Raw genomic sequence first — 25,666 nt, 5'->3', positions numbered from 1 at the left:
GACCTCAAGATTGCAGGCGTCACATCGGCGCAGAGAAGTACTGAGGTCACCAATATTTCCGGCCTCATCCAGGCCGGAAACGACATGTCCATCCTGACCGGCAACCTGGTCAACAAGCGGACCGCCACGCCGCAATGGACGACCGGGACACTGATTTCCTCCGGCGTCCTGACCGGCTTCACGCTGAACCCCGCCGCCGCCGGCCTGCCTTTCGGCTATCTCGAGACCGCAGATCAGAATATGTTCCAGCTCTATGCCGGCGTCGATCCGGGCTTGTGGCAGGATTATGAGCCGCTGCTCTGGTCGAAGGCGACGCTTGCCGACGGCACGACCTATCGCGCATGGACCTGGATCTCGGCCGACGGCCCCGAGAAGGTCACGCCGATCATCGACTGGATCAGGGCCCGCGTGCCGCGGGATGCGAACGGCAATCCGGTTGCCGATCCCAACAATCCGTCGCGCTATTTCATCGTCGACGAGGTGAATTTCAGCGGCTCGGACGAAAGCACCACCTATTCATGGGACTGGTCGTCTCATCTCAGCCAGTCGGTCTACGAGGATCGGCTGATCGGCACGCTGAGCCCGGAAGCGACGATCCGGGCGAGTGGTGATCTCACCATCGACGCCACCAATCTCACCAATGCCTACAGTTCGATCGAGGCCGGCGGCGACGCAACGCTGAAGGGCTCGACGCTGACCAACACCGGCGTCACCCTTTTCCGCACGACGACGACGACCTGCAGCGCCCAGGGCGCCTGCACCGCCTATGATGCCAACGGCAACGCCAATCCCTTGAAGAACATCGCCAACGGCACGACGATCGTCAGCTCCGTCCAGGCGATCGGCGGCGTATCGGCCAATATCAAGGCGCACGGGGCGCTCTCCGTCGATTTCGGCAGCGTCAACAATACGTCGGCAGCCGGCTCGATGGCCGGCGGCGCCAGCGTCGCGGCCGCAAGCAATCCCGGCGATCCGTTGTCGGCGCTCTCCGGCCTGACGGCCGGCGGCACCCTCTTCAACGTCAACTCGGGCCTCGGCACCACCCTTGTCGCCTCGACCAATCCGCGCTCGGGCGGTTTCGGCGACCCGATCCCGGGACAGACATTCCTGTTCGAAACCCGCGCCAAGTTTCTTGATGTCGGCACCTTCTACGGCTCCGCCTATTTCATGGGCAAGATCGGTTATCAGCCGGAGACGACGGTTCCGTTCCTGGGCGATGCCTATTTCGAGAACCAGCTGATCGACACGCAGTTGCGGCAGCTCGTCGGCGAAGGCCTCGGCAGAAGCACCTTCATTGCCGGCAACAGCGCCATCGAGCAGATGAAGACGCTGCTCGACAATGGCGCCGACTATGCCGCGAAGCACCACCTGGTCGTTGGCCAGGGTCTCACGCCTGAGCAGGCGGCGGCGCTGACCGAGTCGATCGTCCTCTACCAGTGGCAGACTGTCGACGGCGTCCAGGTGCTTGCGCCCGTCGTCTACGTCGCGGTCGCCGACCGGCAGAAGCTGACCGGCGCCGGCGCAGCCATGGCGGGCGGCTCGGTCGACATGACTGTCGGCAATCTCGATAATTCCGGCCTGATCGCATCCGCCGGCGGGCTTGTCACCGGCAAGACCATTCAGGGCAGCGGCACGTTCCTGTCGCGCGGCGACACGGTACTCAACGCCACCAATGGTATTACGCTGGCCGCCCAGACCATGACGATCGGCGGTCAGAACATGGTCAACACCAATGCCGGTGTGACGGCATCGGGCGACGTGCAGCTTGCCGGCGGCAGCGGCGATCTGGCGCTGAAGGGCGTCAAGGTGAACGCCGGCGGCTCCGCCCAGCTCACCGGTACCAATGTCACGCTCGCGGCGGCCAAGGTCGACAATGCAGGCCAGCAAAATGCCACCGGCAGCCAGATCGCCAGCGGCGGAGCCCTGACGATCAAGGCAACCGACAATGTCAATGTCATCGGCAGTTCCGCCAAGGCGGGAACGACGCTCGATGTGACGGCCGACAAGGGCTCTGTGGCCGTGGTCTCGGCCGATGTCGCCCGCAACAACCAGTCCGGTTACACCAGGACGCTTTCCACCGACCAGCAGCAATCGCAGCTTTCCGCCGGCACGAATGCGACGATCAAGGCCGGAGACGACATCCTGCTCTCCGGCTCCTCCGTCGAGGCCAAGGGCAATGTCGCGCTTGCCGCCGGCGACGATATCAATATCACCGCCGCCCAGGAGCAATCGGCATCCACCTTCGGCAAGAAGTCCGCCTCGTCGATCACCCATGTCGGCTCGGAGATATCGGCTGGCGGCGATCTCTCGGTGAAAGCGGGCAACGGCAGCGGCGATCACGATCTCAACATTGTCGGCAGCAAGCTTGCCGCCGACGGCAAGGTCGCTCTCAAGGCCGACGGCGACGTGACGATCGCCGAAGCCACCGACACCGCGACCCTCGACACCAAGCTCAGCAGCAAGGGCGGTTTCCTCGGCACGAGCGAGAAGACGACCACGCATCTGGAAACGACGACGGCCGTCGGCTCCGCCATCACTGGCGGTGGCGGCGTCGATATCGAATCCGGCAAGGATACGGTCATCTCGGCCTCAAACGTAACGGCTGGCGACGAGGACCATAATGCCGATCTCAACATCAAGGCCGGCGGCAACCTCATCGTCACCTCGGGTAAAGATACCGAGACCAAACACGACAGCGGCAAGCGCAGCGGGTTCCTGTCGAAGGGCAGCAGCAAGTACGATGCCTATAACGAAGAGATGGTCGGCTCGCAGCTGAGCGCCAGCGGCGACGTCAATCTCGACGCCGGCAAGGCGGCCGTCATCGCCGGTTCGACGGTCGATGCCGACGGCTCGATCAACGTCACAGCCGACAGCGTTTCAGTCATCGGCGCGCAGGAGGCGCATGAAGTCGAGCGCCAGAGCAAGAAATCCGGCATCGGCGTCGGCTCCGGCGGCGGTTTCCTGTCGATCTACGGCAGCCATGAGAAGAACGGCGCGCAATCCTCGACCTTCAATGTTGGTTCGGCGCTTTCGGCCGGCGAGGACGTCAACCTCACGGCACGTAAGACCGACCTCAATATCATGGGCTCCTCGGTCGACGCCGAGCGCGACATCAACCTGTCGGCGGCACGCGACGTCAACGTGACGCCGGGCGCGGAAAGTTTCTCGGAATCGAAAGAGGACAAGAAGTCCGGCTTCGGCCTGTCCTTCTCCGCCGGCAACGGTGGCTTCTCGGTCGGCATCGGCGCGCAGACGACTAAGGACGGCTCGGCGCAGCAGGCCGACACCAATGCAGCGTCGGCGCTGTCCGCCGGCCGCGACCTCAACATCTCCGCCGGCAACAACGTCAACCTGCAGGCCGCGCAGGCCTCGGCCGAGCGCGACGTCAGCGTGATCGCCGCCAACGATATCAATCTATTGTCGGCCAACGACGTCTCCAATTATCAGGAAGTGCACGAGAAAACCTTCGCCGGCGTGACGCTCAGCGTCTCCAGCCAGTTGGGGAGTGCAGCGCAGAGCATCATGAACGGGGCAGAACGCCTGTCGGACTCGGGCGGCGTCAACGGGCTGACCAACAGCGCAATTGCCGGCCTCAGTTTCTATCAAGGTATCAAAAACCTTCAGGGTGTCTATGACGGCCTGACCAGCACCGACCCGAAAATCGGAACGGGCCTTTCCTTTACCATCGGCATCAACGCCGGTATCAGCCACCAGGAAAGTAGTTCGTCATCGTCGTCCTCGACGCCTGTCGTCACCACCATTCGCGCCGGTCGGTCTGTCGCTTTGGAGGCCGAGAACGGCTCCATCACAAGCGACGGCGCGCAAATCATTGCCGGCTATGACAAGTTCGGTCTGCCCACAATCTCAGGCGACCCTCAGGCAGGCGATATTTTCCTGTCGGCAAAAAATGGCGACATCAATCTCAATGCCGCCGCCGGAACATCCGAAACGGCCGACACGAACAGCTCCTGGAACGCAGGCGTTGGTGTCAATCTCGGCTGCACCACGGAAACTGGCTGCAAAGCCAGCGTCGGCGCCAGCGGCTCGTACGGCAAGGGCGGTTCTGGCACCACCGAGCTCACCCACACCAACACTCATATCAATGGCACCGGTGACGTCGCCATTGTGACCAACGATTTGGCACTGAGGGGCGCGACGGTCACCGGTGACTCGGTCACCGTTGATGCGAAGTCGCTGACCATCGAAAGTCAGGTGGACACCGCCAAGGCGAAGGCGGATCAGCTCAATGTCTCGGGCCAGATCGGCTTCGGCTCCTCCGGTATCTCAGGTGTGACGCAGAAGGCCAAGGGCGATGCCGTCGTTGTCTCCGAGCAATCTGGCATCCATGCCGGAACAGGTGGTCTTGACGTTGATGTCAGCGGTCAGACCTCGCTCGTCGGCGGCCTGATCACCAGCGAGGCGCCAGCCGACCGTAACACGTTCAATACCGGCACGCTGACGGTAACCGACATCGACACACATTCGTCCTGGAAGGCTGAAACCTACGGCGGCTCCATCGGCACCAGCGGCCTCTCGTTGTCGCCGCCGGTGAAGGCTGGCGAAAAGGAAACCGGCAAGGCGTATTCGGCCATCGGACCGAACATCGGCATCACCATCACTGATCCGGAACACCAGACACAGGATCTCGGCACCATTCGGCGTGACACCGACAATACAAACACCTCACTGCCAGGCCTGCCGGATCTGCAGAACATCCTGCGTGACCAATACAAAACCCAGGCCGATCTGCAGGAGGCCCAAAAGACGATGGCGGGCCTCGTAGCAGATATCGCCAATAGGTTAGCGTTGCAGGCCGCAAGCGGCCCCCATCCTGAAGATGCAGCGATTTGGGCCGAGGGCGGCGTCGGACGCGCGGCCCTGCACGCGCTCGGTGGCGCGATCCTAGGCGGAGTTAACGATGTGCCTGGTGCGATTCGTGGAGCGTTCGGAGGGGCCGTATCGACGCTCATAGCGCCTTATATCGACCAGCTCGTTGCTGGCCTCATGAAGGATGCAGGACTGTCGGATAGCGCTGACAGCCAGAGACTTGCAGATTTGGTGGCGACAAGCCTTGTCGCAGGGCTCACTGCGTTCGCGGGCGGTGGTGAGGGAGCTGCCTACGCAGCCGCAAACTATCAGTACAACTATCTCAACGACAGAGACCTGAAAGCTGCAATCGAAAATAGAAAACTGCTCGTCGCGTGCCAGAATAATCTGTCCTGCACAAAAGAGCAGTTGAACACGCTCGCTGCCATCGACGACAGCTTCATGAAGAAGTCGCGCAGCAACACACTCACTTTGATCGATACCTGCTCAAAGGATCCGTTGTCCGCTCAATGCGGGGATATGATGAAGGACCTTCAGCAGTTCAGTGCGGCGATGGACGCTGCCAATACGCAGGACCTCGACAGCTCTGGCATCTATCAAAGCGCGCTTGGATTTTCCGCCAAGGAATCCGCCCTCGTCAACTACGACGCAATCCTGGCAAGGCATCTGGCCGGCAGCACTAACCCCGATCAGGCAATTTCTGATGCGCTTGTTGAGATTGGCCAGACGGAGGGGGGCATAAAGGCCTTCCTCGACACAGTCGGCGTTGTGGGCGGTGGCGCCGTCTGCATTGGAACGGGCGGCGTTGCTTGTGCCCTCGGCTTGATCGGCGCCGCAGCAAGCGCCAATGCCCTAGTTGCAAGCGCTCAACAGGCGGTCACCGGTAAACAGTCGAAGACAGCCCTTGTCTGGTCGCTTATTAAAGCGGGCTATTCAGAAGCTGATGCTGAACGTTACCAGCGCTATCTCGATGCAGGCGTGATTGTGGTGACCGTGGGCGTGGTCGGCACGGAGGCTGTTCTCCGCTTCGCGGCAACATCAAAGCTCGGTAGCTTGAGCGCCACGGAACGGGCCCTGGTGCAACAGGCCGTCGAGAAATCGCAGCCCATTCGCATGAGCAATGGGGTGCCGCTTGATCCTCGTTTGCCTGAGCCGATCGCGGGAATGGACTATGTTCCCAAACAACTGAATTCGACGAACCCTAACATCGCCAACTCCCAAATTAACGGTTACGTGGGCGAACTCGAGCTCGCCAACCAGGTCGCAAAATTGCCAGGCCAGCAGGTCCTGCGGTATGGTGATGCTGCGGGGACGCACGGCGCCGACATCATCTCTATTGATATGAACACAGGGGATATCTTCCTTTGGGACAACAAGTTTAGGAGTGGCTATACGACAGTTAAGTCCTCCCCGACTTTCGATGTGAATTCCGATGCGTTGAAAAATGCATTACGTCAGGCCCGAGATGCGGTAGACGATCTCCCTAACGCGCTAAAAGATAAAGCGTTGGAAAATTTGAAACAGGGAAATTTCACCACCAACACAGTCGGGTCGGGAAATGCCAAAAACTCCGTGGGAGTACGTTTCTGCGGCGGGAACCCGTGCTAGGATAAATGATGCTTTACGACCCTCTGCGTAAAAGAAATAACCTTCTGAAAGAAGAGCAGGCCGCGCTGAAATCACTTTTAAATAAAGAATACGACGACAAGAAGCCGATTGGCAATATTGCGCAGTATGACCTGGAAGATATTGTTAGTGCTTGGTTAGTAGGACTCCAGACAATCCTGGCGCCCGTGCTTCATCGCTCAAATCTTTGGCTTGATCGAGCTATCGCTGCCGACGAACGTTTTGGCGCCGACCGAAACTTTCACCACAGGGATCTTCATTGGGCTCGTGCCATCGGAACCTGGTTGGAGGATGCGTCGAATGACGAAGGCCATTGGGATCAGGCCCGGGTTTATGAAGAAGCCGCCTGGCGCTTCGAGGGTCGTCCCTGGTCGCGAAACGAGATCATCAAATCGGGATTAGACGATTATATGGCCTTCGCTTACCAGGGTGGTGAGCATGATGACGGTTTCGAGGCTGGCATCGACATGTACGAGCACTGGATCGGCGAGAAGCCTCTCTCTTTGAAGAAGACGCTGAAACCATGTGAGTTCGGCTACGCTCTCTGCCTACATCGCGCCCGCGGCCGGTTTGACCAGAATGATTTGTTCGAGGCGGGACGCCGTATGCTGCAAGCCAATCTTGAACGACCCTGGTTGGGCGGCGGCCAATATCTACGCGCAGCCACTTGGTTGAAGATTGTCTATTGGGACCGTGACCAGGCGCTCACTCCATTGGAGACCATCATAAAGGCCTACGACAACATGCCTAATGTACCACGCCCGGATTTCGTTTAGCGAGTGATAGATCAACAGGTTTTCTTTAAATGGCTATAAATCTGAGAAATCAGGCAGGAAAAACAATCAAGCTGACCACACGTCATTGGACCGTGATGCTAACGCTCGCCCAGACCTTTGGATGGTCGCCGGCGGGCACGATAGCCCCGGTCGGCTGGAATGGTCCCGGCGAATGGGACGGTGCATACGATACAAATGACGGTCAGGCCGTATCGGACGAAGACGCGAAAGCACTTGCTCGGCATCTTCATGGGGCGGCCGCGAGTCCACAGCTCCCGGTCGCGCTCACCGATGTCATCAATTATGTTGAGAAAGCTGCAGAGGCACGTGGGATTACGATCCTCGATGCCATGAGAATGGAACCCAACGAGTTCTCGAATATTTTCTCACCTTTGCTGATGTTCCTTTACGACGGCTCATTTTACATTGAATAGGATTTCGGAATGAATGCAAAATTCGTTGCCGCGGTCGGATTAGGCTTAATTGCAGGCCTCTTGGCGGGATGCGCCGGGACCCCGGATCCAGCCAAGATTGCTGCCCAGCAACATGAAGGGTCTTCACAAATTTTGGCAAACAAGAACAAAAAGGGCTCCCTCCTTCTTGTTCGAATGATGGACTCGCCGCTGTTGGGCGATGTGAATTGTGGTGGTTACATCACTCTGCGCAGGATCAATGCGGGAAAACCAGACGAGACAGAGTCACCTGTCTCTGTCGGTTCCGCGGCTGCGTATCGCTTGCAAAACCCAAACAAACTGGTCCTCGGCCAGTTGTTCTCTGCGACCGCGCAAAAGTACGCGAGATGGTTCGTGCCCGTCGCCCCTGGTCGCTACGTCATCACCTACGCGAACTGCAGCTATGGAAACATCACTATCGAAGCGGGAGGGGACGAGGACGGACTCTTCGGCAGAACATTCAGCTATGTCCACCCATTTGAGGGTGATGGTGCCATCACGATTGGCGAGGGGAAGATTGTTGACGCTGGGTACATCCGCCTCGCAGGAACGCGCAGCAACCCACGCGTAGTGGGATCGGAAGCTACACCTGCCGAACGCGACCTTATGAGGAGCGTCATGCCGGATGTCTATCCTTCGATTACCTTCACAAAATTCAGTCCGTGAATATCGGAAAGGCAGTATTGGTGGTTGTTGCGGGAGGGGGCGATATACTAGCGGGACCGACTGCCCCCGCTCGTTGTGCTCCGTTTTCATAAGGGCGGGCGGGGAGTTTCGAGGGGTGGGGCGCCAGGGGCCTCTTCGACCTGGCCCAGACCGCTCGATGCGGCTCGGGACAGGCTGCGGCGTTACCAGCCCGCTCTCGTCGTCCTGACGAGCACGGAAGTTGCGCCGCCTTGTGCCGGCGGCGCTTATGCTTCGCATAATCACCTTGCGGTTTTCAGCGCCGTCATCTTCTCGCCGATCAGCCAATGGGAAATTATTTTCAGCAAAAGACCGACGGACATTCTCCCTGTGATCAAACATGCTTTGTACAAATGACTGATATAACTTTTGACTCGGAAAACGTTTCCTTGGAGATGGGCTTTCTAGAGCTCGATCCAAACGATCAACGATCAACGCGTTGGAGCGTCCGGTTGGGTATAAAACATTCCACAGGATGTTTTTCCTACCTCGCGACAGATGTTTGGTTCGATACAGACATGTGGGATAAATTTAGGATCGATCTGTCATCGAAAGAGCCTAAAATCCTCAAGCTTTTGGACATGAGCGAATATTTCCGCTTTGTCATCGAACGAACTGCAACATGCTTTGAAATTACAATTCAATTGCATGAGCCGATCATTTCACAGGGAACGATACGCCTTGAAGCTCACTTGAAGAGCGATCTGGATGGGCCGTTTCTTCGCAATCTGGGGGATGCTTTCGGAGCTTGTCCGAAGTTTTGGTAAGTTGAGCTCTCAGCGATCGCCGTGGTTCGGATCCGGCAAAGTGGCATTGTTGAGCATGTAATTTTGTCGGCCGACACCTTCGCCTACGGCGACTTCATCGGCTTCCACTCCCTTGGCCGGCATCATCGGCGCTGGATATTGGAATTTCTCGGCTGGGGCGTACTAGTCTGGAAAAGCTCATCCGACTACGTCCTTGGCACCAGATAGTCTGCGTCAGGACGATGTCTCGCGAACCGCCGAGGGAGGCTAGGGCTATTTCCAAATTACCCTAGCCTCGTCACCGTCCGGGTCGCTGAGCCGAGAGCCGGAACCCTCAGGGCGAATAGATCACAAAGTCCAGAGCAGAGAAACTGCCAAATGGTAGCGCGGATCGAGGGACATTACCAAGATGGGACTATTCGATCGTCTCTATGATTTCGTGACGTTTCACAATCGCTCCGACCCCGGATACGCGTCTTATCAGCTTGCGAAGAACGGGGCTGCCAAGTTAAAGACAACCCTGAATGGAAAGTGAGGAAATATATGAGCGCAAGGAGCAGAATGGGCGGGCGGGGAGTTTCGAGGGGTGGGGCGCCAGGGGCCTCTTCGACCTGGCCCAGACCGCTCGATGCGGCTCGGGACAGGCTGCGGCGTTACCAGCCCGCTCTCGTCGTCCTGACGAACATGGAAGTTGCGCCGCCTTGTGCCGGCGGCGCTTATGCTTCGCACAATCACCTTGCAGCTTTCAGCGCCGCCATCTTCTTACCGATCAGCCAAAGTGCCTTGTTGAGCTTGATGTCCTGATTGATGCCGTTCACCGCTCGGGATTGCATGCGGCGCGGTCTGCCCAGATCGTCGCGGCCAATGCCGCGTAATCCGCCCTTGACGGCGTTTTCCTGCACCACGTTCCAGACCGTCCACAGATCATCGGCGCGGTCGTCATGACGGCGGGGAACAAGCAGTTGTTCAGCCTTGATCGGGGTCGTCGTTTCGCCTTCGCCGTCCCCAAATCGCAGCACGTGGGCGGCGTCTGCGAGAATATCCCTTTCATCGCGGTTTAACTTGAGAGTCGACCAGTCCTGCGGAGCGGCAGTTCTCCCCGTTCCTCGGGCGAGAGGAATTCCATTGTCTTGGAGGTCGCGTATTGTTGGTGGGACGCGACCTTGTTGAGATCGCGTTCGCGTTCCAATTGCTCGAAGAACCGCTGGAACGGCGAATTGTCGCCGACCGATGGCCTTTCGCCAAAAATGCGCCCCGACGTCTGCGGATCACCCAGACCCTTGCGTCCAAAGACCCCCAGCCCAAGCCTCTTGCGTCCAAACCCCAGGAAACTCACGATGTACCTTCTCCATCCCACGTCTGCGGGAACTAGCAATCTAAGTAGTTGATCTTGGTTTAGATCGCATAAATTTTCGGCACCAACGGACCTTGTTCAGGAATTCTTTTACCTTTCGCCGACGAGGCTGCAATGATCGTTGGCCATATGGACGCGCTCTACGCGCCAGGTTGGGCACAATCGCAAGCAGAGGATGCACTGGCTTTTCTTCCTTGTCGGCCACAAAGACCGTTGTCAGGCCGCACGAAAGCAATGAGGCCCCCGTTTCGGCGCGGAAAATTGGCCCTCTAATAATGTGGGCCGCTAGTTCGGGTTCCCATCAAGGCGGGCATCACTGACTTCTACCGATAGGCCTGAACGGCCATCGCCTCAAGTCTACTACAGCCTGTCGGGCGCTGGAATCTAATGGTGTTGCTTGCTGTCGCCGAGAAGCCCGCAGCGGGCATAATTCCAGGTGAATGCGGAGAGTGATGATCGTCTGAACGGTCGATCAGCAACCAAACCGTCAAACTGACCTGATGCTGCAATTCTCGAGGGGCCCGACCTCCGCTTAAAGGTAAGCCCGCGAAAAGAACACCGTGGTCGTCAAAACGGCGACCGCGAAGGTTAGCACCCGGACTAACGGTGATGGCAGCCTCCTTCCAATATGCGCTCCGATCCAACCGCCGATCACAGCTCCGGTTGTCATCGGAATGCACTCTTGCCAGACGATCGCTCCAGCCAGAACGAAGACAACCACGGCGACCGCATTTGCCGCAGTCGTCGGGTTCAGACTCTTGGTCTGCGTTCTCAGGCTCTCTTCACTATTTTGTATCTCGACGGATTGCCTCTGTAGTCGTGGCGCTCCCATGTAGAACCTGGCCCATAGTGCTTCCCTCCATGCCAAGTAAATATGCACCATCAAATGCCGGGACTAAATACGTGGACCCTGCTGGCGGGTTCTTATCTCAGGCATGCTTCATATCGCGCTTCTGTCGAACAAGTCTTCCAACCGACGGCTCCGCTGAATTTCTCTTATTCTAGGCACCGTCCTTCGAAGACGCAAAGATATGGCGCCGTCGCCGGCAGACTCTACCTGAACACCCAGAGAAGGTTTACCAGGAAATTGAAGGCGAAGGCTGTGCCGATGCCGAAAAACTTTGCCCATATGGGTGAGAGCCCGGCCTGTTGCACGAGGATGAGCGTCACGCAGACATTGATCGACAGGCCGAGCAGCGCGCCGATCATGAACAGCGAAGCGCGCTTGCGGCTTATTGCCTGATTGAAGACATAACGGCTAGTGACGCTGTAATTGACGACGGCCGCGATCAGCCAGCTCGATGTCGCCGAAAGGCCGAGGGGCACGGCAAGCGCCAGCAGGCCACGAAACACCGTGAGGTCGACGAACGCAGCCAGCCCTCCGGTGAACACATAGCGGATAGCCTTGGACAAGATCATCTGGACGTTCCCTCTACCCGCAGCGCTGCGAACACCGGGTCCGAATAGGTTGAAAAGGTCAGCCAGCCCTCCCGCGGCCGGTCGGAGCGAATGAGCGGCAGGACACCAGCGCGGCGCGCCGCAAGGCCATCCCGCTCGGGTCTGTCGCCTATCAGAACGGTTTGCGCCGGGCCGACGCCGGCGCGCTGCATCAGCATCTGCAGGCCGCGCGGATCAGGCTTCAGGATGCCGACGCCGGGATCGCTTGCGGCCAATATGTAGTCGGCCGACAATGTCATCCTCTGAAGCTTCTCGTCGGCAGGATAATCAGAATAGATCCCGATCGCCTTGTTCTGCCGTCTGAGCTCGGCAAACAACTCCACCAGCCCTTCATACCGGCAGGATGCGATATAGGCGAGCGGTCGGCGCTCGATCCACTCGCTGACAATTGCCTCTATCCTTTCGGCTGGCTGGCCGGTTCGCGCGACGGTTCGCGCCATCAGGCTCGCCTGAAAGTCGTCTATCTCCTCCTCGCCGATCGCCTCACGCAGGAAGCGGTATGCGCGCAGCACACACAGATTGGTCAAGCTGCCTCTCGCCACCGCATCGGCAATCAATTCGCCGGCCATTCGAAGGCGCAGCCGGCGCGGGTTGTATAGCGTTCCGTCGACGTCGAAGACGACGAAGCGGATACTGCGCCAGTCGACATTCCCCGTGATCATCGGATGGTGATGTAGTGCTGCTCGGTCAAAGTTACGAGAAGCGGAATGTCGACGAATGTCGTGAAGATGAAGGCTGCCACCAGGGCAGCGACGATCGCGATCAGGCTGGGCTCGCGGAACAGCTTTTCCGGTTTCTGCGCCGTAGAGCCCGGTTTCGTCGCCATCACGAAATAGGTCGTGAACAGGGCAACGACGAAGGGCAGGACGAGCATGTACTCGATGCGATACTTGACCAGGAAGATGGACAAAAAGGCAATCGAAAACAGTGAATAGGCAATGCAGGAGGCGGTCAGCGAGACCTGCGTATACTGGGCAAAACTCGCCCGGTAGCGCGACAGCAGCTCCTTGCCATGCGACGCGACGATCTCGTCATATTCCGACAAGCGCTTGGCCGCCATAAGGAACGCGCCGCCAAACCAGTAGGCCAGGATGATCGATCCCGGCGGTAGGCTCGTTGGGTCGATCACTGACCAGCCGATAACCAAGCGGATCGGATTGTTGATCGATTCTGAGATGACGTCGAGATAGGCCTTATCCTTGCTTCTGATCGGATCGAGATTGTAGAAGATGCCCTGAACCGCAAACAGGCAGGCGACAAAAAACAGAAGCTTGCTCGAGAGGATGGCGCAACCGAGGCCGACGATGAGCAGCACGGTCCATTCGAGCTGAACCAGCCTGCCGTTCATTGCGCTTTGCACGGCGGAACGCTGCGATTTCGTCGGATGATGCTGGTCAAACTCGCGGTCGAACCACTCGTTAATGCAGTAGTTCGCGGATGCGATGCAGAGCGCGGTCACAAGTCCAAGCAGGATCGAGGACGCCAGGTCGTCGTTTCTGATACCCCGCAGAAGATAGGCGAGTATGATGCCGGGAACGATGAAGACATGCTTTGTGCTGTGATCGAGCCGTGCAATGGCGATATAGTCGCGCAAGCTCGCTCGGCCTGCGGGCACCCTGCGGTCAGCCAAGCTTGTGTTCATATCGGACGCCTCCTTCAGCGTCAGACGGTCTATTTCCGATCACTGTCCAACAGATACACGTCATAGGTTTGGAAATAATTCGCAGGGCCGAATTCGGCGAGCAGCGTCGTCGTCGATAGGAAATCGTCGATCTGTTGGCGTGAGGCATGGAAGGTCCAGTTGTAGCCTTCTCGGTAAATCTGGTCCGGAACTATTCTCTTCAGCTTGTGCTGCATGAGAACTATCACGGGAGACCCGGTCTGGGCACGCAGGTCCTGGCCGGTTTTCAGCGTCTCTCCAAGATCCGCGTCGAGTTGACCCTTCTTAGTGAAGCGGACGTAGGTCCCGAATTTGTGCTCGCGGGTCAGATATATTGGATTGTCGATGTAATATGGCAGGGCTTCGGCGAGATATTCCGGTTCGGCAACGATGGTTGCCTTGGCGAGTTCAGGCCGGGAGCGGATGAGACGGGCAAGATCCGCACTGCGGCTCTCGACCCTACCGCCGCCAATTGCAAGAGCCGCCTTGTTGAGCCCGAACGATACCTGTAGGCACGCCATGATTACTAGCAGCCCGCAGCCGAAGCGAACCATCGCATTCGATCGCAGCGCTTGTTTTCCTGAAAAGCAATCCGCGATCCGATCCCAACTGATCCAATAGAGCGATAGGCAGAAGCAATACCAAACAAGCGCATGCCTTTCATCGCCGGCCGATGCCAGGTTGGAAAAGAGCGAGAAGACGAGAAGCGAGACAAGGGCCGCGACGAAAGCGGCGGGTCTCGCCAGAAGTCCGAGCGTGGCGCCGAAGAGGATGAGGGATCCGATTGGACTCGGCACGGCCAGGAACAGGGCGCCGGGCGTCGTGTTTGCCGGGTTGAACAGCGTACTCAGGGCCAGTTCGACTGGCGAAGTCTTCGAGAGATCGGCAACCGCGGCATCATTGAACGTCGGTAGGATGGTGATGCCGCAGACCGCCAGCCCGACCGTCGCGATCACCGCGTTGGCGAAGAAGTTGGTCAATGACGGCACCGAGCGCATGGCGCGCTCTTCGAGCAGGTCCAGGAACCAGAAGAGCAGGAAGGCGCCGGTCATGATGGCGGCAATGACATTGGTATTGGCCAGAAGAAAGAGCAGCCCGCCGATCAGATATCCCCGCGTCCGCCAGGCTTGGTAATTTGTGGCGATGACGAAGAGCAGCAGCGCGGATATCCCGTAGTTCCTGGCCATGACAGAATATTCATAGACGAAGGCATCGCTTGCGATGATGAGCACGACCAGGATCAGGGGGAATGGTGAGCGGAAGAGGAGCAGGGCCACTGCGGCAGTGGCGACCAGCAAAGCAAGGCCGGGCAGAACCGCCGCGCTTCCGAATACCAGATGGGCAACACGCAGAAGCAGATACCAGACCGCCGGATGACCCTCGCCATGGATCGTCCGCAACATGGCCCATATGCTGTCACCGGAAAGAGCCAGTGTTAGGGCGCGGACCTCATCGCGAAACATCGCATGATGGAAGATCTGAAGGCCGACAACGACGAGCCAGACAGCCATAACGACGCACTCGCAGATCCGGCGAGACCCGGTTCGCGGCCGGAAAAGGCCCTTCAGAAGGCCGACCGAGTGTGCTGTTTCAGTAGACATTAATCCTTGAACTGCCATCCAGACCAACAGGCGGCCTACCTCAAAATCTGATGCTGCCGGCCCGAGCCCGGCAGCATTCTTCGGAATGCCTCGCAAGACCTCCCAAAGCACCATGACCTTTTATAGCGGCTGAACTCTAAGATAAGCTTTAGGCGCTGTGTGTGAGGCCGTTCGGATTGCGGGGCGATGAAAGGGCTGTGCCATTTCGGAAATGCTCCAGCCGATGCTACTCTATTCTGCTCTCCAGAATTTGACGGCCGCAATGTGGGAGGCGGGGAGCGCGGATAAAGAGGAGGATACGATCGGCAGCCGATTTCTGGTCGGCGAGGCAGGAGGCGGAAAGAGGAAGAGGCGGGAAGGGGAGCTGTGACGGAATGAGGGTTTGGAGAGAGGCTCCGGCCGGTCCGTCATGGAGAAAACGACATGGCACAGGCCATCCAGAACATCACCCTCAGTACAGCCCGCGACATCCCTTTCAACAAACTAGTGCTCAGCCAACAGAACGTCCGCAAGATCAAGGCGGGCGTGTCGATCGAGGAGCTCGCGGAAGACATTGCTCACCGTGGTCTTTTGACCAGTCTCAATGTCCGTCCCGAACTCGATCCTGAGGGCAAAGAAAACGGTATCTATCGCATCCCGGCCGGCGGGCGTCGCTATCGTGCGCTTGAGCGGCTTGTGTCGCAGAAGCGGCTCTCCAAAACCGCCGGCGTTCCGTGCATCGTCAGCCATAGCGATACACTTGAGGTCGAAGATTCGCTCGCCGAAAACGTCCAGCGCGTCAGCCTGCATCCGCTTGATCAGTTCCGCGCCTTCCAGACGCTGCGGGAACAGGGACTCGATGAGGAAGAGATCGCCGCGCGGTTCTTCGTCTCGGTCGCCACGGTGAGGCAGCGCCTGCGGCTTGCGTCCGTCTCGCCCCGGCTTCTCGATCTCTATGCCGAGGACGAAATGAAGCTCGAGCAGATCATGGCGTTCTCGATCACCAACGATCATGTCCGCCAGGAGCAGGTCTGGGATACGATCTCGCGGTTGCACAGCCGCGAGCCATATTATATTCGCCGCCTGCTGACCGAAACCGCGATCCGCGCCAGCGACCGCCGCGCCGTCTATGTCGGCGTCAATGTGTATGAAGCTGCCGGCGGCGTGGTGATGCGCGATCTGTTCGAGCAGGATCAGGGCGGATGGCTGCAGGATCCGGCGCTGCTTGAGCAGCTCGCGCTCGAAAAACTCAAGGCCGACGCCGATGCGATCCAGGAGGCCGAAGGCTGGAAATGGATCGAGGCCGCTTTCGATTTCCCCTATGGCCATACATCCGGCCTTCGTCGCTTCTACGGCGCGCAAGCCGAGATGACCGAGGAGGAACTCGCCCGTTACGATGCCACACGGGCCGAGTACGACAAGCTCGATGCGGACTATGCCAAGGCGAGCGAATATTCCGGAGCAGCGGAACAGAAGCTCGAGGAACTCGGCACCGAGATCGACCGGCTCAATGATCGACCCTATGTCTTTGACGCCGAGGACGTTGCTCGCGGCGGCGTCTTTGTTTCGCTGGGCGCCGGCGGCGAGCCCAAGATCGAACGAGGATTCGTACGGCCCGAAGATGAGCAACAAGCGGAAGTCGGCACCTCCGATGTTGACGGCGATGGTAGCGTCGATCCCGATGGCGGTTCATCGGTCACCGACGAAACGGTTGCTGGCGGCCATCAATCGGAGGACGAGGATGAGGCGGTCAAGCCGCTCCCCGATCGCCTGGTTCTTGATCTGACGGCCGCGCGGACTGTTGCGCTCCGCAATGCGCTCGCCAACGATCCGGTCATGGCCTTCATTGCCGTGCTGCATGCCTTCGTGCTGAAGACCTTCTATTTCCACGGTTCGGACTCATGCCTGGAGATAACGTTGCAGAACGCGAAGTTCAGCCAAACGGACGGGCTGGGCGACACGGTATGGGCAAAGGAAATCGACCAGCGGCAAGAGGCCTGGGGTCAGGATCTTCCCAAAGATCCGAATGATCTCTGGGCGTTTCTGATCGTTCTCGACGATGTGAGCCGCCAAGCGTTGTTCGCCCATTGCGCCTCGCTGTCGGTCAATGCGGTGATCGAGCCCTGGAACAAGCGGACCCGGGCGATCGCGCACGCCGATCAACTGGCCCTATCAATTGGCTTTGGGATGGTCGACGCCAACGGCCGAGAATTACCTCGGCCGCGTCACCAAGGCCCGCATCCTGCAGGCGGTCCGGGAGGCAAAGGGCGACCAGTCGGCGGAGCTGATCGGCCATCTCAAGAAGGCCGACATGGCCCGCGAGGCCGAACGGCTGATGAGCGGCATTGGCTGGCTGCCGGAACCGCTTCGGCTTGTCACGGACAGCGCCTCGTTCAAGCAGGCGACCGTCGAAACCGGTGAGATCGCTGATGGCGGGACGGTCGAGGCACCGGCGCCCGATCTCCCGGCTTTCCTGACCGACGATGCGGATGATGCCTCCGCGCAGACTGACCAGATCGACGAACACCAGCGTCTCGACGCGGCTGAATAATCCCGTTTCACGAAAGTCAACCGAAGGCCCGGCTCCGAAAGGAGACCGGGCCGCATCCGTTTTCAGGAGAGTTCAATGCCCAATTTTACGATCGAAACCACCTATCACTTGCCGGTTTTCCGGCACCGCACCTATGCCGCGGAGACGCTGGAGGCGGCCTGCCGCGCAGCAATCGAAGACGACAACTGGGAGATGGCCGAGAATGACCACGATTCCTCCCGCGGGGTCCACGTCACCGGCGCCTGGGAAGGAGCGCACACTGCTTATATCGGCCCATCGATCCCGGTACCGTCGCAGTTCGAAGACACGCTCCAGCGTCGGACTCGCCATTTCGAGATCCTGCTCGGCCTGCTGAAGATCTTTTTCGACGATGCCCATGCCAACCGGGAGCCGTCACTCGACTGGCTTAATCGTTCAGCTTGGGAAATTGCGCGAGGAGAAGCCATTCTCGCCGGAAATCCGGATCCTGATGAGCGTGCCGACCCGCCAAGGCCTGTCCACGTTCTCGCCCGGCTGCAGGAAGACCGGGTTCGCGAGGCCATCACCGCCATTTTCGAGGTCGATCACAGTTTCGGCGGGCTTTCGACCGAGACGGTGAGCGACGACGAGATCCACGAGGCGTGCGTCTCGATAGCGACGACGACGGACTTTTCTGATGTCGTCAGCAACGCGGAATTCCAGACGGCTCTGACGGCGATCTGGGCAGCGCACCATCGTCTCCATCGAGAATGATCCTTTCCAATCCTTCATATCCTTCAACCAGCCCGGCCAATGCGCCGGGCTCTTGTTTTCAGGAGATAGTCCAATGAACACTCTCAGCACCAACGCCAGGCCCACGGCTTCCGGCTTCAAAGTCGATATTTCCCGCGGCGAACGGATCGGCCGCGTTTCATCGGAATGGTTTTCGCGCCCCGACGACGAACGGTTCCTGTCGCTGATCGATCTCTATGAGACCGTCCGATCCCGAGCCGACTGCGCTCACGCGCGGACGATCGAGAGCGCAGCGATCCGCGTCGAGGCCACCCGCGATAATGCCGAGCGGCTTGAGCTCCTCGTTCCCGGCCAACGCCAGCCGATCGCGCCGACCCATTGGAGCTACGGCCAGCTCTGTAGCCTGGTCGGTGCTCCCGCCACCTATATGCGCCAGCTGCCGGCGCCGCTCGCTGCCATCAATCTCCAGCATGGCCTGCTCAATCACCGTGCCGAGCTCTTGAAAACGCTTGAGATGGACGATGGTCGGCTCGAGCTCCGGGCCGTTACCGGACCGGAATACGGTCGCATCTGGGACCATGAACTGGTCTCGTCGGTAATGAAGATCGCCGGCAATGGCACAGGCGATACGATGTGGAAGGTGCCTGGCGTCCTCGATTGGGCGACGATGACGCACAACCCGTTCGTCGATATCACCAAGGACACGACGACGCTCTATGCCAGCGACCGCGACGTCTTCCTGTTCCTGGTCGATGATACCCATCCGATCGAAGCCGGACGGCTGCCCAATGGCGAGCCGGACCTCTATTTCCGCGGCTTCTATGCCTGGAACTCGGAGGTCGGATCGAAGACGCTCGGCATCGCCTCCTTTTACCTGCGCGCCGTCTGCGCCAATCGCAATCTTTGGGGCACGGAAAACTTCCAGGAGATCACCATTCGACACTCGAAGTTCGCCGCTCAGCGTTTTGCGCACGAGGCAACGCCTGCGCTGACGAGCTTTGCCAATTCCTCGCCGGCGCCGTTCGTGGCCGGCATCAGGGCGGCGCGCGAGCGGATTGTCGCCCGCAAGGACGAGGATCGCGAGTCCTTCCTGCGCCGGCGCGGCTTCTCAAAGGGCGAAACCGGCAAGGTGATCGAGATGGTCTTGTCGGAAGAAGGCCGGCCGCCGGAATCGATCTTTGACTTCGTGCAGGGGATCACGGCGCTGGCACGCACAAAGACCAATCAGGACACCCGTCTCGAGCTGGAGGGGAAGGCCAAGAAACTGCTTGAAAGTGCTGCCTGATCAAGCCTGAACCCGTCTGATCACGATGTCGTCGGCCCGTCCGAACCGGCCGGCGGCACCGTCATTTCCAAAAACCGCCAAAAGGAACGCACGGGCGGGGGCAGTCGGTTCCGCCTCCCTGGCGGCCGCTATGCTGAGGCTCCTGCGGCTGCCCTTATTCCGCCCTTAGCGTGGCGAGAATTGCCGAAATCCGCCTCACGGCGCCGCTATGCTGATTTCTCCGATACTCTTCATTGTTCGATTGGAACCCGCCCTGCAGGCGGGTTGCCCTTTAGCCCCTGGCAACTGCCGGCAGCCGCATGATCGGGACCGGCAAATGATTCGCCACCCCGCTTCTTTTAAAGCCGAAAATCAGTCAGTTTATCCCTGCACCCTCGCTGGCGCGGAACGAACTTAGCTTGTTCAGCAGCTCCTGGGAGATCTCGAACTGCCGTGCTGTTCCTCGGCCCATGGAGTTCTTCCCCATCGTCTCCCGCAGCATTCCCCGCTTTACCAAAAGATCGACCGTCTCCTTCACGCCAGTTCGCGTCAGCTCGGTAATCTCAATTATATTAGAGAGGGTTAGCTTCTTATGGGCCTGGGTCATCGTGTAGAGGATCGTCATCATGCCGATCTGCTTCAGCCGCGCCTGCGGGGTCTCGTCCTCCAGCGGATGATCAAGGATCTCATGGAGAATAAGTCCGGAAAACGCAAGGTTGTGCCATTGAGTTTTAATCGCGCTTGTCATGTAATTTTACTGTGTTATATAAGGCAGTATAAGCGGGCAGGCAAAGTTGGCCTTCCCGAATGCAAAAGGGCGTCGTCGTCTCGAAGGGTCCTGTCCATGAAAAGCCTTCTGCTGAATTCACTGCTTGCCATCTGCTGCATAACGCCACCCTATCTCATTTCCGGCGATAAAGCGCGGGCCGAAGATTGGGGATGTCAGGTTATCCTATGCCTTTCCAATCCCGGCGGGCCGACCCAATATGCCGAATGCCGGCCGCCGATCCAGAAACTATGGCGGGAGCTTGCCGAGGGGCATTCGTTCCCGGCGTGCAGCGGTGTCGGTTTCCAGAGTTCGCGGCCGGGTTATGAGCCCTACTATTGCGATGCTGGATATCGACTGACGAGCGATTATGGTCCGCGCGGTCAGGAAACGACCTGTGTGTCGGCATCGCTGCAGCCGGTGACCAATTCCCTCTGCGCGAATGGCGCCGACGACTTCAGCGTCCGCAGGAACTCGGTTCTGTCGCCGCATTGGCAACGCCAAGACGGGCGCCGCCAATGCATGGGTTATCCGATCACCCGCCCGAATACGCGATCGCAACCGCATTATGTCGACGTCACCATCGACGGCGCAGGTAAACAGCGCGTCTGGTACTGACCGATGGGTGCTGCTTTCGTCGATATCGCGCAAATCTGCGCGCCGATGGTGGAGGTGGAGACGCTGGCTAGCATTGTCAGCCTCGAGAGCCGGTTCCAGCCTTTTGCCATTCGCATCAATAGCGGCCCGCCACTTGCCGCCCAACCCGCATCGAAGGCGGAGGCGATCGAGGTTGCCACATCCCTGATCGCCGATCACCAGGATATCCAGATCGGGCTCGGTGGTGTCGGGATCGAGCAACTCCAGAAGCTGAAGCTATCCGTCGCGGACGCCTTCGATCCCTGCCTGAACCTCAAGGCCACAGCCACGCTTCTCGACGGATATTATCGCGTCGCTGAGCGCGCGGGAGACGATCCGACCCTGGCTGAGACAGTGATGCTTCAGTCCTACTACGGTCGCGATGATCCATCCCTCGGCGCCATGGTCAAATACGACGAGCAGGTGCGCCGGGAAACAAAGCGGCTATCGCCGATGCTTGCCTCGCTCAACATCGGCGAGCCCGAAAGCCGAGCCGGGCCTCGCGAGCAGTCGCAAGATGAGGCGCCGCCGGCGCTTGCGAAACAATCCTCCCAAACCGCAGAGGCCGCATCCTGGGACGTGTTCAGCTCCCGGCGGCGATCCTCGGTTCTCGTTTTCCAGAATGATCGATCGGAGCAAAGTGAATGATCTCCAAAACCAGTCTTCGTCCCCTTGCCGCATCCACGCTCATGGCGGCCGCCATCATCGTCTGCATGGTCGAACCAGCCTTCGCCCAGGCCGCCGGTATCGAAACCGTGCTGCAGAACATCGTCGACATGCTGACCGGCAATATAGCCCGTCTGCTGGCGGTCATCGCCGTCATCATCATCTGCATCGCCTGGATGTTCGGATACATGGATTTGAGGAGGGCCGGCTTCTGGATCATCGGTATCGGCGGGATTTTCGGCGCCACCGAGCTCGTCAACACCATCGTCGGGAACTGAGCGCCATGGCGATCATTCCGAGCCTTGAAGACGACACCTTGTTTCTCGCTTGCACCCGCCCGGCGATGATTGCCGGCGTGACCATGGAGGCGATGGGCGTCAACATCATGCTGACGACCATCCTCTACATCACCGCGGGATCGATCGCCTATGCGCTGGTCGGGGTCGTTTTCCATGTCCTGTTTCGCGCCCTCGTCAGGCACGACCACAACATGTTCCGCATCTTGATCGCCTGGATTGAGACCCGCGGCCGCTCGCGCAATGCCGCTTACTGGGGCGGCGCCACGCTCTCTCCCCTGACACTCACCCGGCGCTACGACGAAAAGGATTTGAGCCTTGGCTAATATCGCGACGCTCCGGTCTCGCGAACTCGGGCCGGAGACCTTCATCCCCTATGTCAGGCATGTTGACGAAACGACTATCGCGCTCGAGTCCAGAGCGTTGATGACGATGATCGCGCTCGACGGTGTTTCCTTCGAAACATCAGACGTCAGAGACCTCAACGGCCTGCACCGCAGTCTGAACACGCTTTACCGCAATATCGCCGATGAGCGGCTGGCGCTCTGGACGCATGTCGTACGCCGCCGTGACAATGCCTATCCCGAGGGACGCTTCGCCAATCCGTTCTCCGACGGCCTGAATGCTAGATATCGCGAGCGGATGGTGCGCGAAGACCTGTTTCGCAACGATCTCTACCTCACCCTCGTCTGGCATCCCGGCCGGGATCCTGCGGAAAAGGCGGCCCAACTTCTCTCCCGGCTGCGCAAGGCGCGCCGATCCGGTATCGAACTCGATGAACATGCCCGGAAGCATCTGCGCGACCGCGTGGCGGACGTTATCGCCGGCTTGCAGCGTTTCGAGCCGCGGCTGCTGACCCTTCATGAACAGGAGGGCATCCTGTTCTCCGAGCCGAGCGAAGTTCTCCACCAGATCGTCGGCGGCCGGCGGGAACCGATCCCGCTGACGGAGGGACGGATTTCCTCGGCGATCTATTCCGACCGGGTCATCTTCGGGCGCGAGACCGTCGAGATCCGTCACGAGGCGGACAGCCGCTATGCCGGCATGTTCGGCTTCAAGGAATACCCGGCGACCACGCGAAGCGGCATGCTCGATGGCATTCTGACGGCACCCTTCGAACTCATCCTGACGCAATCCTTCGCCTTCGCCTCAAAAGCCGATGCCCGCACGATCATGGGGCGCAAGCAGAACCAGATGGTCAGCGCTGGCGACAAGGCGGCATCGCAGATCGACGAACTCGGCGAGGCGATGGACGATCTCGAATCCAATCGCTTCGTTCTCGGGGAACATCATCTTGCTCTTGCCGTCTTCGCCCCGTCGGTCAAGGACTTGGCCGACCACATGGCGAAGGCCCGGGCCTACCTCACCAGCGGCGGTGCGGTCGTCGCCCGCGAGGATCTTGGGCTCGAGGCTGCCTGGTGGGCGCAATTGCCGGGCAATTTCCGCTATCGGGCGCGCTCAGGGGCAATCACCTCGCGCAACTTCGCAGCCCTTGCCCCCCATCATTCCTACCCCACCGGCCAGAAGGACGGCAACGAATGGGGACCGGCGGTCGCCATGCTCAAGACTGCGTCCGGCTCGCCCTTTTATTTCAATTTCCATCACGGCGATCTCGGCAACACCTTCGTCTGCGGCCCGTCGGGCGCCGGCAAGACGGTGCTGTTGAACTTCATGCTGTCCCAGCTCGAAAAGCATGATCCGCATATGGTTTTCTTCGACAAGGACCGCGGCGCCGATCTCTTCGTGCGGGCGGCCGGCGGCACCTATCTGCCGCTGAAGAATGGTGTTGGCACCGGCTGCGCGCCGTTGAAAGCACTGGAACTCACTGCGGAAAATAAAGTATTCCTCACCGACTGGATCGCCAGGCTGGTCGGATCCGCATCTGACGAACTATCGATCACCGAGTTGCGCGACATTGCCTCGGCGGTCGACGGGGTGGCGGACCTGCCGGTGGAGCGTCGCTCCATCGGCGCCCTGCGCACCTTCCTCAACAATACCGATCCCGAGGGTATCGCCGCACGTCTCAGACGCTGGGAGAGGGGCGGGCCGCTCGGCTGGGTCTTCGACAACGATGCCGACGATATCGGGATCGGCGCAAAATTCATCGGATACGACATGACCGATTTCCTCGACAACGAGGAGATCCGGACGCCGTTGATGGCCTACCTGTTCTATCGCATCGAGCAGCTGATCGACGGGCGCCGGATCATTATCGTCATCGACGAGTTCTGGAAGGCGCTGCAGGACGAAGGATTTCGCGATCTCGCCCAGAATAAGCTCAAGACGATCCGCAAGCAGAACGGGCTGATGCTGTTTGCGACCCAGAGCCCGCGCGACGCCATCGTCTCGCCGATTGCCCACACGATCATCGAACAGTGCCCGACGCAGATCTTCCTGCCGAACCCGCGCGGCGACCGCACCGACTATGTCGACGGCTTCAAGCTGACCGAGCGCGAATTCGAGCTCGTTTCGCGCGAACTCACAGTCGAGAGCCGCCGGTTCATCGTCAAACAGGGGCACAACAGCGTCGTCGCCGAGCTGAACCTCAACGGCTTCGACGACGAGCTCGCCATCCTCTCTGGCCGAACAGCCAATGTGGAACTAGCCGATGCCATCCGATCGGAGCTCGGCGACAAGTGGGAGGATTGGCTTCCCGTATTTCACCAGAGAAGGAAGAGAGCATGATCCGCGCAGGAACGATATGGCCTTTGTTTGCATCGGCGGCTTTTTTGGTGTCGGCGGCGCTGGCGCCTGCCCAGGGCATCCCGGTCATCGATACATCAGCGATCGCCAAGCAGATCGAGAGCATTGCCCAGCTGAAGTCGCAACTCGATACACTCAATCAACAGCTTCAGCAGGCGCAGCAGCTTTACGGATCGCTGAACAAGATCACCAATATGGCTGACGTTGCCAGCCTTTTGAACGATCCGTCGATCCGCAACGCTCTGCCACAGAATTTCAATGCGATCGAGGGGCTGTTCAAAGGATCCGGCAGCGGCGTCTTCGGCAACGCTGCCTCAAAATACCTCCAGGACAATTCCATCTATCGCACCGATGCCGATGATTTCTATGCGCAGGAACTGTCCCGGGTTCAGAATGAGAATGCGGGGCAGATGAGCCTCGGCCAGCAGATCTACGATGCCGCCACCAAACGCATCGATGGTATCGACGAGCTTCGCCAGAAGATCTCAGGCGCTGCCGACGCCAAGGATATCGCCGACCTGCAGGCACGGCTCCAGGCCGAAACCGCATTCCTGCAAACCGATGTTCTTCGCATGCAGGGTCTGCAGATGGTCCAGCAGGCGCAGATGCAGGTCGATGAACAGCGCAAAGCCGAAGACTGGCGCAAGCGCATGGATACGATGGGAGCGGCACTCAAATGAAGCGATTTCTTCCTGTCCTTGCAGTGCTTTTTTTGTTGGCCTGCTCAGCGCAAACGGAAAAGGTTTATACCGTTGATGAACTTGCAGCCGACGATGCTCTGCTTACCAGGATTATCGGCGAATGCCGCAACAATCCCGGCGAGCTCGGCAATAGTCCCAATTGCCGAAATGCCGAGGCAGCCGATGGCAAGCTGCGGCTCGAGCGGATGCGCAAGTCCCTCGGAGGCTGA

General features: G+C 59.3%; 20 protein-coding genes and 3 pseudogenes. 15 read left to right on the top strand and 8 right to left on the bottom strand.

All coding sequences use genetic code 11. The features are described from left to right. The 5 genes and pseudogenes from FHX14_RS14320 to FHX14_RS14300 all read left to right on the top strand — a co-directional run. A pseudogene (locus FHX14_RS14320) lies at window positions 1–5,154 on the top strand (hemagglutinin repeat-containing protein); the annotation flags it as partial. Between the two features lie 1,289 nt (window positions 5,155–6,443). Next, window positions 6,444–7,229 carry a hypothetical protein gene (locus tag FHX14_RS14315; protein ID WP_184377575.1) on the top strand — a complete coding sequence of 262 codons (786 nt, stop codon included), beginning with the start codon at window positions 6,444–6,446 and terminating at the stop codon, window positions 7,227–7,229. A 29-nt stretch (window positions 7,230–7,258) separates the two neighbouring features. Then, window positions 7,259–7,663, top strand: coding sequence for a hypothetical protein (locus FHX14_RS14310; RefSeq protein WP_184377574.1), 405 nt, complete (start codon window positions 7,259–7,261; stop codon window positions 7,661–7,663). 9 nt (window positions 7,664–7,672) lie between these two features. Beyond that, window positions 7,673–8,347 carry a hypothetical protein gene (locus FHX14_RS14305; protein ID WP_184377573.1) on the top strand — a complete coding sequence of 225 codons (675 nt, stop codon included), beginning with the start codon at window positions 7,673–7,675 and terminating at the stop codon, window positions 8,345–8,347. Window positions 8,348–8,652: 305 nt separating this feature from the next. Beyond that, a complete protein-coding gene (locus FHX14_RS14300; protein ID WP_246713397.1) occupies window positions 8,653–9,132 on the top strand; it encodes a hypothetical protein in 480 nt (159 codons plus the stop codon). Between the two features lie 710 nt (window positions 9,133–9,842). Here the strand turns inward: FHX14_RS14300 and FHX14_RS14295 are convergent. From FHX14_RS14295 to FHX14_RS14265, 7 genes and pseudogenes are all read right to left on the bottom strand, one after another. Beyond that, window positions 9,843–10,151 carry a DUF932 domain-containing protein gene (locus FHX14_RS14295; protein ID WP_348649247.1) on the bottom strand — a complete coding sequence of 103 codons (309 nt, stop codon included), beginning with the start codon at window positions 10,149–10,151 and terminating at the stop codon, window positions 9,843–9,845. Window positions 10,152–10,168: 17 nt separating this feature from the next. Beyond that, window positions 10,169–10,447 carry a hypothetical protein gene (locus tag FHX14_RS14290; protein WP_184377572.1) on the bottom strand — a complete coding sequence of 93 codons (279 nt, stop codon included), beginning with the start codon at window positions 10,445–10,447 and terminating at the stop codon, window positions 10,169–10,171. Between the two features lie 550 nt (window positions 10,448–10,997). Continuing rightward, window positions 10,998–11,225 (bottom strand): annotated as a pseudogene (locus FHX14_RS14285) (TSUP family transporter); the annotation flags it as partial. A 293-nt stretch (window positions 11,226–11,518) separates the two neighbouring features. Then, on the bottom strand, window positions 11,519–11,884 hold the full coding sequence (locus FHX14_RS14280) for a GtrA family protein (RefSeq protein WP_184377571.1): 366 nt from the start codon (window positions 11,882–11,884) through the stop codon (window positions 11,519–11,521). After that, the gene (locus FHX14_RS14275) at window positions 11,881–12,585 is read right to left on the bottom strand and encodes an HAD family hydrolase (RefSeq protein ID WP_184377570.1); all 705 of its coding nucleotides are present in this window, start codon (window positions 12,583–12,585) and stop codon (window positions 11,881–11,883) included. Before FHX14_RS14275 ends, FHX14_RS14280 begins: the two co-directional genes overlap by 4 nt. Beyond that, window positions 12,582–13,565, bottom strand: coding sequence for a UbiA family prenyltransferase (locus tag FHX14_RS14270; protein ID WP_184377569.1), 984 nt, complete (start codon window positions 13,563–13,565; stop codon window positions 12,582–12,584). Before FHX14_RS14270 ends, FHX14_RS14275 begins: the two co-directional genes overlap by 4 nt. Window positions 13,566–13,594: 29 nt before the next feature. Further along, the gene (locus FHX14_RS14265) at window positions 13,595–15,094 is read right to left on the bottom strand and encodes a hypothetical protein (protein ID WP_246713396.1); all 1,500 of its coding nucleotides are present in this window, start codon (window positions 15,092–15,094) and stop codon (window positions 13,595–13,597) included. Between the two features lie 513 nt (window positions 15,095–15,607). Between FHX14_RS14265 and FHX14_RS14260 the strand changes: the two are divergent. From FHX14_RS14260 to FHX14_RS14250, 3 genes and pseudogenes are all read left to right on the top strand, one after another. After that, window positions 15,608–17,714, top strand: a pseudogene (locus tag FHX14_RS14260) (ParB/RepB/Spo0J family partition protein). A 75-nt stretch (window positions 17,715–17,789) separates the two neighbouring features. After that, entirely contained in the window at window positions 17,790–18,446 is a 657-nt protein-coding gene (locus FHX14_RS14255; protein ID WP_184377567.1) for a hypothetical protein, read from the top strand. A gap of 73 nt (window positions 18,447–18,519) precedes the next feature. Then, window positions 18,520–19,710 (top strand): DUF932 domain-containing protein, encoded by a 1,191-nt coding sequence (locus FHX14_RS14250; protein ID WP_184377566.1) that lies wholly within the window; start codon window positions 18,520–18,522, stop codon window positions 19,708–19,710. Window positions 19,711–20,065: 355 nt separating this feature from the next. On the opposite strand, the gene FHX14_RS14245 is transcribed toward FHX14_RS14250, so the two are convergent. After that, a complete protein-coding gene (locus FHX14_RS14245; RefSeq protein WP_184377565.1) occupies window positions 20,066–20,437 on the bottom strand; it encodes a MarR family transcriptional regulator in 372 nt (123 codons plus the stop codon). A gap of 96 nt (window positions 20,438–20,533) precedes the next feature. Here FHX14_RS14245 and FHX14_RS14240 point away from each other — a divergent pair, with 96 nt between their 5' ends. From FHX14_RS14240 to FHX14_RS14210, 7 genes are read left to right on the top strand one after another with little or no spacing between them, the layout of a single operon-like run. Further along, on the top strand, window positions 20,534–21,073 hold the full coding sequence (locus FHX14_RS14240) for a hypothetical protein (RefSeq protein WP_184377564.1): 540 nt from the start codon (window positions 20,534–20,536) through the stop codon (window positions 21,071–21,073). 3 nt (window positions 21,074–21,076) lie between these two features. Next, window positions 21,077–21,739: a transglycosylase SLT domain-containing protein gene (locus FHX14_RS14235; RefSeq protein WP_184377563.1), complete on the top strand. Its 663-nt coding sequence runs from the start codon at window positions 21,077–21,079 to the stop codon at window positions 21,737–21,739. Further along, complete coding sequence (locus FHX14_RS14230) at window positions 21,736–22,035, top strand: TrbC/VirB2 family protein (protein WP_184377562.1); 300 nt, start codon at window positions 21,736–21,738, stop codon at window positions 22,033–22,035. The genes FHX14_RS14235 and FHX14_RS14230 overlap by 4 nt, the downstream gene beginning before the upstream one ends. Window positions 22,036–22,040: 5 nt before the next feature. Further along, window positions 22,041–22,379: a type IV secretion system protein VirB3 gene (locus FHX14_RS14225; RefSeq protein WP_184377561.1), complete on the top strand. Its 339-nt coding sequence runs from the start codon at window positions 22,041–22,043 to the stop codon at window positions 22,377–22,379. Beyond that, window positions 22,372–24,738, top strand: coding sequence for a VirB4 family type IV secretion system protein (locus tag FHX14_RS14220; protein WP_184377560.1), 2,367 nt, complete (start codon window positions 22,372–22,374; stop codon window positions 24,736–24,738). Before FHX14_RS14225 ends, FHX14_RS14220 begins: the two co-directional genes overlap by 8 nt. Beyond that, on the top strand, window positions 24,735–25,436 hold the full coding sequence (gene virB5, locus FHX14_RS14215; protein WP_179612416.1) for a P-type DNA transfer protein VirB5: 702 nt from the start codon (window positions 24,735–24,737) through the stop codon (window positions 25,434–25,436). The genes FHX14_RS14220 and virB5 overlap by 4 nt, the downstream gene beginning before the upstream one ends. Next, complete coding sequence (locus tag FHX14_RS14210; RefSeq protein ID WP_184377559.1) at window positions 25,433–25,666, top strand: EexN family lipoprotein; 234 nt, start codon at window positions 25,433–25,435, stop codon at window positions 25,664–25,666. The genes virB5 and FHX14_RS14210 overlap by 4 nt, the downstream gene beginning before the upstream one ends.

Origin of the sequence: Rhizobium sp. BK619, from assembly GCF_014195245.1 — a bacterium.
GTDB lineage: Bacteria > Pseudomonadota > Alphaproteobacteria > Rhizobiales > Rhizobiaceae > Rhizobium > Rhizobium acidisoli.
Note: the sequence above shows the minus strand (reverse complement) of the source record. Positions and strands in the feature narration are given on the sequence as shown.

Excerpts from the sequence above, each read along its gene's own strand:
- FHX14_RS14310 (WP_184377574.1), top strand. The coding sequence starts at position 7,259 with ATGGCTATAAATCTGAGAAATCAGGCAGGAAAAACAATCAAGCTGACC.
- FHX14_RS14240 (WP_184377564.1), top strand. The coding sequence starts at position 20,534 with ATGAAAAGCCTTCTGCTGAATTCACTGCTTGCCATCTGCTGCATAACG.
- FHX14_RS14270 (WP_184377569.1), bottom strand. The coding sequence starts at position 13,565 with ATGAACACAAGCTTGGCTGACCGCAGGGTGCCCGCAGGCCGAGCGAGC.
- FHX14_RS14250 (WP_184377566.1), top strand. The coding sequence starts at position 18,520 with ATGAACACTCTCAGCACCAACGCCAGGCCCACGGCTTCCGGCTTCAAA.
- FHX14_RS14275 (WP_184377570.1), bottom strand. The coding sequence starts at position 12,585 with ATGATCACGGGGAATGTCGACTGGCGCAGTATCCGCTTCGTCGTCTTC.
- FHX14_RS14305 (WP_184377573.1), top strand. The coding sequence starts at position 7,673 with ATGAATGCAAAATTCGTTGCCGCGGTCGGATTAGGCTTAATTGCAGGC.
- FHX14_RS14265 (WP_246713396.1), bottom strand. The coding sequence starts at position 15,094 with ATGGCTGTCTGGCTCGTCGTTGTCGGCCTTCAGATCTTCCATCATGCG.
- FHX14_RS14300 (WP_246713397.1), top strand. The coding sequence starts at position 8,653 with ATGGGAAATTATTTTCAGCAAAAGACCGACGGACATTCTCCCTGTGAT.
- FHX14_RS14280 (WP_184377571.1), bottom strand. The coding sequence starts at position 11,884 with ATGATCTTGTCCAAGGCTATCCGCTATGTGTTCACCGGAGGGCTGGCT.
- FHX14_RS14315 (WP_184377575.1), top strand. The coding sequence starts at position 6,444 with ATGCTTTACGACCCTCTGCGTAAAAGAAATAACCTTCTGAAAGAAGAG.
- FHX14_RS14225 (WP_184377561.1), top strand. The coding sequence starts at position 22,041 with ATGGCGATCATTCCGAGCCTTGAAGACGACACCTTGTTTCTCGCTTGC.
- FHX14_RS14255 (WP_184377567.1), top strand. The coding sequence starts at position 17,790 with ATGCCCAATTTTACGATCGAAACCACCTATCACTTGCCGGTTTTCCGG.
- FHX14_RS14245 (WP_184377565.1), bottom strand. The coding sequence starts at position 20,437 with ATGACAAGCGCGATTAAAACTCAATGGCACAACCTTGCGTTTTCCGGA.
- FHX14_RS14210 (WP_184377559.1), top strand. The coding sequence starts at position 25,433 with ATGAAGCGATTTCTTCCTGTCCTTGCAGTGCTTTTTTTGTTGGCCTGC.
- FHX14_RS14230 (WP_184377562.1), top strand. The coding sequence starts at position 21,736 with ATGATCTCCAAAACCAGTCTTCGTCCCCTTGCCGCATCCACGCTCATG.
- FHX14_RS14235 (WP_184377563.1), top strand. The coding sequence starts at position 21,077 with ATGGGTGCTGCTTTCGTCGATATCGCGCAAATCTGCGCGCCGATGGTG.
- virB5 (WP_179612416.1), top strand. The coding sequence starts at position 24,735 with ATGATCCGCGCAGGAACGATATGGCCTTTGTTTGCATCGGCGGCTTTT.